At 72.5% G+C, this 12,796-nt stretch carries 8 protein-coding genes; 6 read left to right on the top strand and 2 right to left on the bottom strand.

What is annotated here, in order from left to right; genetic code table 11:
• Window positions 1-2 precede the first annotated feature (2 nt).
• From IEZ10_RS05430 to mug, 4 genes are all read left to right on the top strand, one after another.
• Window positions 3-2,576 carry a polynucleotide kinase-phosphatase gene (locus tag IEZ10_RS05430; RefSeq protein WP_189245350.1) on the top strand — a complete coding sequence of 858 codons (2,574 nt, stop codon included), beginning with the start codon at window positions 3-5 and terminating at the stop codon, window positions 2,574-2,576.
• Between the two features lie 203 nt (window positions 2,577-2,779).
• A complete protein-coding gene (locus tag IEZ10_RS05425) occupies window positions 2,780-3,937 on the top strand; it encodes a VLRF1 family aeRF1-type release factor (RefSeq protein ID WP_189245349.1) in 1,158 nt (385 codons plus the stop codon).
• A gap of 376 nt (window positions 3,938-4,313) precedes the next feature.
• Complete coding sequence (locus IEZ10_RS05420; protein WP_189245348.1) at window positions 4,314-5,732, top strand: sugar porter family MFS transporter; 1,419 nt, start codon at window positions 4,314-4,316, stop codon at window positions 5,730-5,732.
• A 46-nt stretch (window positions 5,733-5,778) separates the two neighbouring features.
• Complete coding sequence (mug, locus tag IEZ10_RS05415; RefSeq protein WP_189245702.1) at window positions 5,779-6,366, top strand: G/U mismatch-specific DNA glycosylase; 588 nt, start codon at window positions 5,779-5,781, stop codon at window positions 6,364-6,366.
• Between the two features lie 94 nt (window positions 6,367-6,460).
• Here mug and IEZ10_RS05410 read toward each other — a convergent pair whose 3' ends face one another.
• Window positions 6,461-7,150, bottom strand: a complete 690-nt coding sequence (locus IEZ10_RS05410) for a DUF1707 SHOCT-like domain-containing protein (protein ID WP_189245347.1) — start codon at window positions 7,148-7,150, stop codon at window positions 6,461-6,463.
• 7 nt (window positions 7,151-7,157) lie between these two features.
• A complete protein-coding gene (locus IEZ10_RS05405; protein ID WP_189245346.1) occupies window positions 7,158-7,946 on the bottom strand; it encodes a PadR family transcriptional regulator in 789 nt (262 codons plus the stop codon).
• A gap of 810 nt (window positions 7,947-8,756) precedes the next feature.
• Between IEZ10_RS05405 and IEZ10_RS05400 the strand changes: the two genes are divergently transcribed.
• Together IEZ10_RS05400 and acnA are read left to right on the top strand one after the other, a co-directional pair.
• Window positions 8,757-9,485: a metal-dependent hydrolase gene (locus tag IEZ10_RS05400; protein ID WP_189245345.1), complete on the top strand. Its 729-nt coding sequence runs from the start codon at window positions 8,757-8,759 to the stop codon at window positions 9,483-9,485.
• Between the two features lie 373 nt (window positions 9,486-9,858).
• Entirely contained in the window at window positions 9,859-12,630 is a 2,772-nt protein-coding gene (gene acnA, locus IEZ10_RS05395; protein WP_189245344.1) for an aconitate hydratase AcnA, read from the top strand.
• The last annotated feature ends 166 nt before the right edge of the window (window positions 12,631-12,796 follow it).

Genomic DNA, 12,796 nt, shown 5'->3' with positions numbered 1-12,796 from the left:
GGATGACCGAGATCACCGAGAGCGCCGAGAGCACCGGGACCACCGGGAGCGCCGGGATCACCGAGAGCACCGGGACCACCGAGATCGTCGTGCCGGAGATGTCGCTGGTCGTGCTCGTCGGGATCTCCGGCAGCGGCAAGTCGACCTTCGCCCGCCGCCGCTTCGCGCCCACCCAGGTCATCTCCTCCGACTTCTGCCGCGGACTGGTGGCCGACGACGAGAACGACCAGGGCGCCAGCGCCGACGCCTTCGACGTGCTGCACCACATCGTCGGCACCCGCCTGCGGCGCGGCCTGCTGACGGTCGTGGACGCCACGAACGTCCAGCGGGAGGCGCGAGGGAGGCTCGTCGAGCTCGCCAAGGCCCACGACGTGCTCGCCGACGCGATCGTCCTGGACGTGCCGGAGTCGGTCGCGGCCGGGCGCAACGCGGCCAGGCCCGACCGGGACTTCGGGCCCCACGTGATCCGGCGGCAGGCCGGGGACCTGCGCCGGTCGATGCGGGGCCTCTCCCGCGAGGGGTTCCGCCGGGTCCATGTGCTGCGCGGGACCGACGAGATCGAGGCCGCCACGGTCGTCACCGAGCGGGCGTGGACCGACCGGCGGGAGCTGACCGGCCCGTTCGACATCATCGGCGACGTGCACGGCTGCCGCGCCGAGTTGGAGGCGCTGCTGCGCGCCCTCGGCTGGGAGATCCACCCCGACGGCGCCGGCGCGACCCACCCCGGGGGCCGGACGGCGGTCTTCCTCGGCGACCTGGTCGACCGCGGGCCCGACACGCCGGGCGTGCTCCGGCTGGTCATGGGCATGGTCGCCGCCGGGACGGCGCTGTGCGTGTCGGGCAACCACGAGCAGAAGCTCGCCCGCGCCCTCGCCGGCCGCAAGGTCAGGGTCGCCCACGGCCTCGCGGAGTCGCTGGAGCAGCTCGCGGCCGAGCCGGAGGAGTTCCGCACCGCCGCGCTGGCCTTCATGAACGGGCTGATCAGCCACTACCGGCTCGACGGCGGACGGCTCGTCGTCGCGCACGCCGGGCTGAAGGAGGCGTACCACGGCCGTGCCTCGGGGCGGGTGCGCTCCTTCGCGCTGTACGGCGACACCACCGGCGAGACCGACGAGTACGGCCTGCCGGTGCGCTACCCCTGGGCGCGGGAGTACCGGGGCCGGGCCACGGTCGTCTACGGCCACACCCCCGTTCCCGAGCCCGAGTGGGTCAACAACACGATCTGCCTGGACACCGGGGCCGTGTTCGGCGGCCGGCTCACCGCGCTGCGCTACCCCGAGAAGGAGATCGTCTCGGTGCCGGCCGGGAAGACCTGGTACGAGCCGGTCCGGCCGCTCCGGCCGGTGGCCGCCCCCGGCCGCCGCGACCCGGGCACGCTCGCCGCGAGCGACGTCCGGGGCCCCATGCACGTCGAGGTGCGCCACGGCGGCGGCCGTATCAAGGTCCGGGAGGAGAACACGGCCGCGGCGCTGGAGATCATGAGCCGGTTCGCGGTCGATCCGCGCTGGCTGGTCTACCTGCCGCCGACGATGGCGCCGCCGGAGACCTCCGCCCTCGACGGCTGCCTGGAGCACCCGGAGGAGGCGTTCGCGGAGTTCGCCGCGGCCGGGGTCACCCGCGTCGTCTGCCAGGAGAAGCACATGGGGTCGCGGGCGGTCGCCGTGCTCGCCAGGAACGCGGAGGCGGCCGCCGCGCGGTTCGGGGTCTCCGACGGGAGCACGGGGGTCGTGCACACCCGCACCGGCCGGTCTTTCTTCGACGACACCACCGGACTGGTGGACCGGCTCCGGCGGGCGTGCGAGCCGCTCATGGACGAGCTGGGCACCGACTGGCTGGTGCTCGACGGCGAGCTGCTGCCCTGGTCGGCGAAGGCGGAGGGGCTGATCCGCAGCCAGTACGCGTCGGTGGGGGCGGCGGCCCGCGCCGCGCTGCCCGAGGCGGTCGCCGCGCTGGAGGCGGCGGCCGGGCGCGGGTTGGATGTGGGCGATCTGCTGGACCGCACCCGCCGCCGCCTGGATAACGCTGCCCGATTCCGGGACGCCTATGCGCGATACTGCTGGGAAGTGGACGGGCTGGACGGTCTGCGGCTGGCGCCGTTCCAGATCCTGGCCTGCGAGGGCCGCGTCACCGCCCTGGAGCCGCACACCTGGCACCTGGAGACGCTCTCGCGGCTCACCGACCCGCTGATCGCGCCCACCCGGCACGTGTTCGCCGACCTCGCCTCGGACTCCTCCCGGGAGGCGGCCACCGCCTGGTGGTCGGAGCTGACCGCCGCCGGCGGCGAGGGCATGGTGGTCAAGCCGCTGGACGCCCCGGAGGGAAGCCGGACGCAGCCCGGCATCAAGGTGCGCGGCCGGGAGTACCTGCGGATCGTCTACGGCCCCGACTACACCGAGAGCCTTCCGGAACTGCGCCATCGCTTCCTGGGCCGCAAGCGCTCGCTGGCCCTGCGCGAGTACGCCCTGGGCCTGGAGGCGCTCTCCCGGCTGGCCGAGGGCGAGCCGCTGTGGCGGGTCCACGAGCCGGTCTTCGCGGTCCTGGCGCTGGAGTCGGAGCCGGTGGACCCGCGCCTGTAGCCCCCGGGGGACACGTCCGGGCGGCGACGGGCCGCGCCGGGCGGACCCGCGTCCGCGAGCCTCGGGCAGGACGGTGATCCCCCGGTAAAGACCGGGACAGGAGCGGGACATTTCCCCGCTCGTCCGGCGAGTCCTTTCCGTACCGGTCCATAGGCTTGGAGCCCGGATCAGGCATGTGGCCCGGACCGTCGGAGGGGGACGTCGTGAGGTTCGACCGCGCTGCCCTGAGGGAGGTCGTCTCCATCAGCGATGAGCTGGGGGTCCTGTCCTTCTACGTGACCGTGGACCCCCGGGCCGACCCCGGGTCGCGCCCCGCGTGGCGGATCAAGTTCGCCAACGACCTGGGCGAGCTGCGCGGGCGGGCCGAGGCCGACCCCGAGCGGGCGCGGCGCACGGCCGTCCTGAAGCGGCTGGACGGGCTGGAGCGTGACTTCCACGCGCTGCTCGACCCGTCCCGGCCGGGGGTGGGGCGGGTGCTGTTCGCCCCGGTCGGCAGGGACGAGGCGCGGACCTTCTCCTTCCAGCTGCCGGTCGCCGACCAGATGGTGCTGGAGGCGACGGCGTACGTGCGCCCGCTGGTCAACACCGTGGAGACCGCGCCGCCCGCCGGGATCGTCGTGGTGTCCCGGGACGGGACGCGCGTGGTCGACTACCGGTACGGCCAGGCCGAGGACCTCGGCGGCATGCGCTTCGAGATCGACTCCGACGACTGGCGCGACCCCGGCGGCCCCTCGCGCACCGACTATCCCTCGCACGGCACCCCCTACCGCGACAGGTTCGAGAAGAGGGTCGCCGACAACGTCGCCCGCCTGACGCGCGAGGCGGGTCAGCGCGTCGCCGAGGAGGCCGCGAACCGCGGCTGGACCGCGACCGTGGTGCTCGGCGACCCTCCGCTGGGCGAGATCCTGGCCGGGGAGCTGAGCGGCGACGTCATCCAGCTCGGCTCGGTGGCGGAGCCGGGGTCCCCGACGAAGCTGGTCGAGCGGGTGCGGCCGCAGCTGGAGCAGGCCAGGACCCGCCTGGGCGCCCTGCTGGCCGGCCAGGCCAGGGACGGTGCGCTGTCCGGAGGGCGGGGGTCGCTCGGCCTGGCGGACACGCTCGGCGCGCTGAACGACAGCCGGGTGGCGCAGCTCCTGCTGGACGAGTCCCGGGAGTGGAGCGGCAGGTGCGCCGCCGACGGGCTGCTCTACCCGCCGTACGCGACCCCGCCGGGGAATCCGGAGATCACCGAGGAGCCCAGGATGGGCGAGCGCATGATCGAGCGGGCCCTGGACATCGACGCCGAGGTGATCGTCCTGGACGGCGGGGCCGCCGAGGCCCTGGCCGACGTCGACGGGGTCGGGGCGATCCTGCGCTGGTGATCCGCGCCGCGGCCCTGGACATCGACGCCGAGGTGATCGTCCTGGACGGCGGGGCCGCCGAGGCCCTGACCGGCGTCGACGGGGTCGGGGCGATCCTGCGCCGGTGATCCGCGCCGCGGACCCGGGCCGGTCACCGCCCGGTCAACGTGAGAGACTTTCACACGGAGCCCGCCGGGCCGTCCTGGTCCCGTACGCCCGGCCGGTGTCACCGGGTCCGCCGGGCGCCGCCGGGCCGCACGCGGACGAGCCGCGTTCCGCCGGCCCGCGGTGGTGACATCGCCCTTCGCGGTGCCGAGCCCACCCCCCATGACACGAGCGGGTCGATGTCTCTGTGCTGATCTGCGGATACATGTCTTTTTCGGGGGAAAGGACGGTCATGGTCGGTACTACCTCATCAGGGTCATCAAGCACATCCAACGAGAACCTCGGGCACGTCGTCTTCATCACCGCCGCGGCGGCGATCGGCGGGTTCCTCTTCGGCTACGACAGCGCCGTCATCAACGGAGCGGTCACCGGCATCCAGAAACACTTCGGCATCGGCGCGGCCGAGACCGGGGTCGTCGTCGCGATCGCCCTCCTGGGGTCGGCGGTCGGCGCGTGGATCGCCGGGGGGATGGCCGACCGGTGGGGGCGCACCAGGACCATGCAGGTGGCCGCGATCCTGTTCGCGGTGAGCTCCGTCGGCCAGGCGCTGCCGTTCGCCGTGTGGGACCTGGCGCTGTGGCGGGTCCTCGCCGGCGTCGGGATCGGCATGGCGTCGGTGATCGGCCCCGCCTACATCGCCGAGGTCGCCCCGGCCGCCTACCGGGGCCGCCTGGGCTCCTTCCAGCAGCTGGCGATCGTGCTCGGCATCGCCGTATCCCAGCTCGTCAACTACGGGATCGCGCAGTTCGCCGGCGGGAGCGTCAACAACACCCTGTTCGGGCTGCAGGCGTGGCAGTGGATGCTCGGCGCCTGCGTGCTGCCCGCCGCGCTCTACCTGATCTTCGCGTCGATCATTCCCGAGTCGCCGCGGTATCTCATCGCGGCCGGCAAGACGCAGCGCGCCCGCAAGGTCCTCGCCGAGGTGGAGAGCGACGACACCGACCTGGACTCCCGGATCGCGGAGATCAAGAAGTCGCTGCACACCGAGCAGCGGACCCGGCTGCGCGACCTGCGCGGCCCGGCGCTGGGACTGCTGCCGATCGTCTGGATCGGCATCCTGCTGTCGGCCTTCCAGCAGCTGGTCGGCATCAACGTCATCTTCTACTACTCGGCGTCGCTGTGGCAGTCGGTCGGCATCAACCAGAGCAACTCGCTGCTGATCAGCTTCTCCACCTCGATCATCAACATCGTCGGCACGTTCATCGCCATCGCGCTGGTCGACCGGATCGGCCGCAAACCGCTGCTGCTGATCGGCTCCACGGGCATGGCGGTCGCGCTGGCCACCGCCGCGTGGGCGTTCAGCGCGGGCGTGCCGTCCGGTGAGAACGTCACCCTGCCGGCCACGCAGGGCACCGTCGCGCTGGTCGCGGCGCACGTCTTCGTGCTGTTCTTCGCGCTGTCGTGGGGCGTCGTGGTCTGGGTGCTGCTCGGCGAGATGTTCCCCAACCGGCTCCGGGCCGTCGCGCTGTCGGTGGCGGCCACCGCCCAGTGGCTGGCCAACTGGCTGATCACCGTCTCGTTCCCCTCCCTGGCGGAGTGGAACCTGTCGGCCACCTACGTCATCTACGCCTGCTTCGCCGCCCTGTCCTTCGTCTTCGTGATGTTCAAGGTGCGGGAGACCAAGGGGCGCAAGCTCGAGGAGATGGGTTAGGTTCGTGGCCGTGACCCCCGGAGAACCCGCTCCGGCGGCGCGTCCCCTGCCCCCGCGGGGGGACGCGCCGCCGAGGACCTCGCGAAGGACCCCGCCGCCGACCCGGGCCGAGCTTGAGGCCGCCAGGGACCGTACGGTCGACGACGTGCTCGGCCCGTCGCTGGACGTGCTGTTCTGCGGCATCAACCCGGGCCTGTACTCGGCCGCCACCGGCCGCCACTTCGCCCGGCCGGGCAACCGCTTCTGGCCCGCGCTGCACCTGTCGGGGTTCACCCCCCGCCTGCTCGACCCGAGCGAGCAGGCGGAGCTGCCCTCGTACGGCCTGGGCATCACCAACGTCGTGGCGCGGGCCACCGCGCAGGCCGCGGAGCTGACCCCGGAGGAGTTCCGGGCGGGCGGCGAGCGGCTGGTCCGGCTGGTCACCGAGATCCGGCCCCGCGTGCTCGCGGTGGCCGGGGTGACCGCCTACCGCACCGCGTTCGGCGACCCGAAGGCGGCGGTCGGGCCGCAGAACACCGCGATCGGCGGCACGGCCGTGTGGGTGCTGCCCAACCCCAGCGGACTGAACGCCCACTGGCCTCTCGACCGGATCGTGGGGGAGCTGCGCAGGCTGCGGGAGTCGCTGCGCGGGTGAGGGCCCGGAGCCTCACGCCCCGCTTCCTTACGGGCGCCGCGTTCTTCGCGGCGCCCCGGCCGTACGCGTTGCCGTGCGTGCCGCCGACCGCGCGTCAGAAGGGCCGCCGGCGGCCCGGCCGTCGTCCCCGGTGCCCGGCGTGCGGACCCCACGCGTGGTGCTTCCAGGGCCGCGGAGGCCACGCGCCGTCCGCGTGCGGACCCCACGCGCCGCCCTCGCCAGGACCCCACGCGCCGCCCTCGCCAGGACCCCATCCGCCCCGGCCCCCGGAGTGCGGCCCCCACATCATCGGATGGGCCGCCGGGTGCGGGTGCGGGTGCCACCGCCGGTGCCCCCAGGCCCGCGCCCGCCTCCGGTGGACCATCCCCACCACCGCCATCACCAGCCAGACGGTGAGAAGGATCCGGAGCACCCCGAACCCGGCGGCCGCCACCCCGGCCACCAGCATCACGGGAAGGAACACGAACGCCGGCGGCCGGCCGTGGCGGCGCCAGGCGGGGCGCGGGGGGTGGATCCCGCCGGGGTCCCCGTGTCCCGCGTGCTCCGCGTGCTCCGTGAGGCCCTCGTGCCCGCCCTCCGGGCCCGTGCCCCGCCCGCCGTACCCACCGGGCAGGTCGGCGCCGGCCCGGGCCAGTTCGCGGCCGGTGCGCGCGGCCAGCACCAGGTCGACGCGCTCGCCGAACTCCTCCAGGGTCAGCCGGCCCCGCGCGTAGTGCTCGCGCAGGGCCGACACCGCCGCGTCGCGCTCGGCGTCTCCGATGCGGAGATCGTCGTGGGACGTCATCGCCCGATCACTCCTCGTCCCGGTCGCCGTCCGCGAGGATCTGGTACAGCTTGCGACGCGCCTCGACGAGCGTCTGCCGGGCCTGGCGGATCTGGGCGTCGCTGCCGGTCTGCAGGATCTGGGTCAGGGCGAACCCCGCCTGCCGGACGATGTCCATCAGCTCCCAGGTGCTGTCGTCGACCTCGGGGGTCATCTCCTCCCAGGGGGCGCGCAGCTCGTCGGCGTGCTCGGCGACGTAGGCCCGGCCGGCGTCGGTGAGCCGGAAGGACTTGCGGCCGTCGCTCTCCTCCGACAGGACCAGGCCCTCGTCGGCGAGCTGCTGCAGCGCCGGGTAGACCGCGCCGGGGCTGGGCTTCCAGCCTCCCTGGCTGCGCTGGGCGATCTCCTGGATGATCTGGTAGCCGTTGCGCGGCTCCTCCGACAGCAGGGCCAGGATCGCCGCGCGGACGTCACCGCGCTTGGCCTTGCGCCCCCTGCCGAACTGGCCGCGGCCACCGCCGAACGGGCCACCGCCGAACGGCCCGCCGAAGGGGCCGCGCCTGCCGAAGTCCCAGGGGAAGGACCCGCCGGGGAAGGGGCCGCGGTGCCCGCGGTGGCGGTGCTCGTGCGGCCCGCCCTCGTGGGGGCCGTGCCCGTGCGGACCGTGCGGGCCGTGGCCGCCGTGGTGCGGCGCGTCCTGGTGCCAGCCGGTGGCCATCGCCCGTACGGCCTCCCTTGCCGCGCGCTTCATCTCCCGCCGGATCCGTCGCGGGTCGGCGGCCTCCCAGGGGCCGCCCATGGCGTGTGCGGAACTCATGTGCACCTCCGTGCCGATCGTCTTTCGAACGTTCTCGATGCTTCAAAGATATATCGATACTATTCCGTCGACAACCCTCGGGGACGGTGAAGCCCGGCGGAGCGGGCCGCGCACCGCCGCCCATCGCCCGCCGCGGCCGCGGGGATTCGGGCACGACCGGAGAGGGGGTTCGGGGCGGCCGGAGAGGGGGTTCGAGGCCGAGATCGAGGTCATCGGGCAAAAAAGTGAGGTAGATCACCTAATTCTCGGCGGATTTCGGAACAACCACCGAGACCTGGGCGTTACAAATGACATAGACGGGATTCGTTCCGTGTCGGAAGGGCTGGGGGGTGCTTTCGGCACGGAACGGTCCCGTCTGTTGTTTCCAGGGGCAAGGTGAGGGCCCGCCGGGTTTCCCGGCGGGCCCTTCGCCGTTCCGGGCCGCCTCTCCGCCGCTCCCGCCGCCCGATCACCGCCGCCGGCGCCTCGCCTCTCGCCGCCCGATCACCGCCGCCTCCGGCGCCTCGCCTCCTGTCGCGCAGGGTGTTCCGTCCCCGGTGTCTCCCCCGTTTCTGTTGCTTCCCGCCGTTTCCGGCTCCTCCCGGTGATCCGCCTCCCCGGCCCCTTCCGGCCCCTCTCCCTCTCCCGGGCCGGGGCCTGAGCCGTCCTCGTGTGAGTGGACCTCACCGGTACGGCCCGGCGGGTGCCCCGCCGGTAAGACACTGATCACGCCCGGGCGACACGCCAAGGGCGGAAGATGGCACTGTCCGCTCCTTTTGAGAGGCTTTGCCGTACTCTCCCTCTAGTGATCTTGATAGGGGTGTTGGGCCGATGATGGGGCATACGCACGCGCTCACCGGGGCGGTCGCCTGGCTGGGGGTGGCGCCGACGCTGGCCGCGCTGCCGCTGCTCACCGAGTCCTCCCGGTTCGTGGACGCCGGCGTCATGGTGAACGCGCTCACCCCCGCGGAGTTCATCGCCGGGACGCTGGTCTGCGCCGGGGCCGCGATGCTGCCCGACCTGGACCACCCCAGCGCGACGATCGCCCAGACGTTCGGGCCGGTCACCTGGGTGCTGAGCAAGGCCGTGGCGTGGCTGAGCGGCGGCCACCGCAACGCCACCCACTCGCTGGTGTTCGCGGTCGCCGTCGGGTTCGGCGCCCACTACCTGGCCAACACCTACCCCATCGGCCGGGACATCCTGGTCGCGCTGCTCATCGGCCTGGCGATCCGGGCGGTCGGCATCGGCGTCCCGGGCAACAAGGCCGCCTCCGCGATGGTCGACATCGGCCTGACGGCCGGGCTGTTCATCGTGTTCCGCAGCTACCACGTGGGCTACGCCTGGCTCGGGCTGGCGGTCGGGATCGGCAGCCTCATCCACGTCGTGGGGGACTGCTGCACGGAGAAGGGCTGCCCGGTGCTGTGGCCGATACGCGCGCGCTGGGTGCTGCCGTGGAAGATCGGCATCAAGACCGGCCGGGCCTTCGAGCAGAAGTTCCTCGCCCCCCTGCTCTCCGTCATCGTCGTGGGCCTGCTGTGCATGCGGTTCGTCCAGTTCTGAGAACACCACGCCCCGCGAGGGGGCGCCGGTGTCTGGACTGAGGAGAGAGCGAGCGCAGCGAGTGAACGACGAGGGAAGACGCCGGGTCTGAGCCCCCGAGCCGCGACGCGCAGCGTCGCAATGAACACAGCGAGGGAAGACGCCGGGTCTGAGCCCCCGAGCCGCGACGCGCAGCGTCGCCGTGTTAGCAGTTAACTTGATGTCGAGATATCTGACGCGATATCTTGATGTCGAGACATCCGCCGCGGTCCGCGGGCGGTCCCGGGTTAGGTGTACCTAACCGACATGGGCGCTCCGCAGGTGCGGCAGGATTTCAAATGCGCCCTCACAGATGGCGCTTCAAGACCAACAGGGTGACTGAGGGAGGCGAACCGTGTCCACGAACAGCTTCGGCAGCCGTGACACGCTCCGCGTCGGGGACGCGGAATACGAGATCTACCGGCTGAACGCCGTGGAGGGGTCGGGGCGCCTCCCGTACAGCCTGAAGATCCTGCTGGAGAACCTTCTCCGCACCGAGGACGGCGCGAACATCACCGCCGACCACATCCGCGCCCTGGGCCAGTGGGACCCGAAGGCCGCGCCGAGCGTGGAGATCCAGTTCACCCCGGCCCGCGTGATCATGCAGGACTTCACCGGCGTCCCCTGCGTCGTGGACCTCGCCACCATGCGCGAGGCCGTCCGCGACCTCGGCGGCGACCCGGCCCGGATCAACCCGCTCGCCCCGGCCGAGATGGTCATCGACCACTCCGTCATCGTCGACTTCTTCGGCGGTCCCGACTCCTTCCGGCGCAACGTCGAGCGCGAGTACGAGCGCAACCGCGAGCGCTACCAGTTCCTGCGCTGGGGCCAGACCGCCTTCGACGAGTTCAAGGTCGTCCCGCCGGGCACCGGCATCGTGCACCAGGTCAACATCGAGCACCTGGCCCGCGTCGTCATGGTCCGCGACGGCAAGGCCTACCCGGACACCTGCGTCGGCACCGACTCCCACACCACGATGGAGAACGGCATCGGCGTCCTCGGCTGGGGCGTCGGCGGCATCGAGGCCGAGGCCGCGATGCTCGGCCAGCCGATCTCCATGCTGATCCCGCGCGTGGTCGGCTTCAAGCTGACCGGCAAGCTCCCGGCCGGCGCCACCGCCACCGACCTGGTGCTCACCATCACCGAGATGCTGCGCAAGCACGGCGTCGTCGGCAAGTTCGTCGAGTTCTACGGCGAGGGCGTCTCCAGCGTGCCGCTGGCCAACCGCGCCACCATCGGCAACATGAGCCCCGAGTTCGGCTCCACCTGCGCGATCTTCCCGATCGACGGCGAGACGATCAGCTACCTCCGCCTCACCGGCCGTTCCGAGGAGCAGGTCGCCCTCGTCGAGGCCTACGCCAAGGCCCAGGGCATGTGGCTCGACCCCTCCGCCGAGGAGCCGGTCTTCTCCGAGTACCTCGAACTCGACCTGTCCACGGTCGTGCCGTCCATCGCCGGCCCCAAGCGCCCGCAGGACCGCATCGCGCTGTCCGAGGCCAAGAGCGCCTGGCGCGCCGCCGTCAAGGACTACGCCCCGAGCGTCATGGGCCCGGCCGACGAGGCGTCCGAGGAGTCCTTCCCCGCGTCCGACTCCCCGGCGATCTCGCACGGCGGCAACGACGACGTCCCGCACGCCCCCGGGCACAACGGCGACCGTCCCCGCAAGCCGGTCCAGGTCACCCTGTCCGACGGCACGAGCTTCGAGATCGACCACGGCGTGGTGACCATCGCGGCCATCACCAGCTGCACCAACACCTCGAACCCCTACGTCATGATGGGCGCGGCGCTGCTGGCCAAGAACGCGGTCGAGAAGGGCCTGTCCCGCAAGCCGTGGGTCAAGACCTCCCTCGCCCCGGGCTCGCAGGTCGTCACCGGCTACTTCGAGCGCTCCGGCCTCCAGCCGTACCTCGACAAGATCGGCTTCAACCTGGTCGGCTACGGCTGCACCACCTGCATCGGCAACTCCGGTCCGCTGCAGGAGGAGATCTCCGCCGCCATCCAGGAGAACGACCTCGCGGTCACCGCGGTGCTGTCCGGCAACCGCAACTTCGAGGGCCGGATCAACCCCGACGTCAAGATGAACTACCTGGCCTCGCCGCCGCTGGTCGTCGCCTACGCCCTCGCGGGCACCATGGACATCGACCTGAACACCGAGCCGCTGGGCACGGGCGCCGACGGCGAGCCGGTCTTCCTCGCCGACATCTGGCCGTCGCCGGAGGAGGTGTCGGCCGTCGTCGCCTCCTCCATCGACCAGGAGATGTTCCTGCACGACTACGCCGACGTCTTCAAGGGCGACGAGACCTGGCAGTCGCTGCCGATCCCGACCGGCGACACCTTCGAGTGGGACCCGGCCTCGACCTACGTCCGCAAGGCCCCCTACTTCGACGGCATGCCGCGCGACCCGCAGCCGGTGACGGACATCTCCGGCGCCCGGGTCCTCGCCAAGCTGGGCGACTCGGTCACCACCGACCACATCTCCCCGGCCGGCGCCATCAAGGTCGGCACGCCCGCCGCCGAGTACCTGCGCGAGAACGGCGTCGAGGTCAGGGACTTCAACTCCTACGGCTCGCGCCGCGGCAACCACGAGGTGATGATCCGCGGCACCTTCGCCAACATCCGGCTGAAGAACCTGCTGCTCGACGGCGTGGAGGGCGGCTACACCCGCGACTTCACCCTCGAGGGCGGCCCGCAGAGCTTCATCTACGACGCCTCCGTCAACTACCAGGCCGCGGGCGTCCCGCTCGTCGTCCTGGCGGGCAAGGAGTACGGTTCCGGCTCCTCGCGCGACTGGGCGGCCAAGGGCACCGCGCTGCTCGGCGTCCGCGCCGTGATCGCCGAGTCCTACGAGCGCATCCACCGCTCCAACCTGATCGGCATGGGCGTGCTGCCGCTGCAGTTCCCCGAGGGCGAGACGGCCGAGTCCCTCGGCCTGACCGGTGAGGAGACCTTCGACATCACCGGTGTCGAGGCCCTCAACGAGGGCGGCGTCCCGCGGACCGTGACGGTCCGGGCCGACGGCAGGGAGTTCGAGGCGGTCGTGCGCATCGACACCCCCGGAGAGGCCGACTACTACCGCCACGGCGGCATCATGCAGTACGTGCTGCGCTCCCTGCTCGCCAAGAGCTGAGCCAGGGGGGCGCGGGGGCGGTGACGTCGCCCCGCGCCCGCACCGGGGCGACACCCCATACCGAGCCGCCCGGCGGGACACCTCCCGCCGGGCGGCTCGGCGTTTCCCGGGGCTTCGTCACCGGGCGGCTCGACGCGTCCGGGCCCTCACCGGCCGGGCGGCCCGT

This window comes from Streptosporangium pseudovulgare (assembly GCF_014648055.1).
GTDB lineage: Bacteria > Actinomycetota > Actinomycetes > Streptosporangiales > Streptosporangiaceae > Streptosporangium > Streptosporangium pseudovulgare.
Note: the sequence above shows the minus strand (reverse complement) of the source record. Positions and strands in the feature narration are given on the sequence as shown.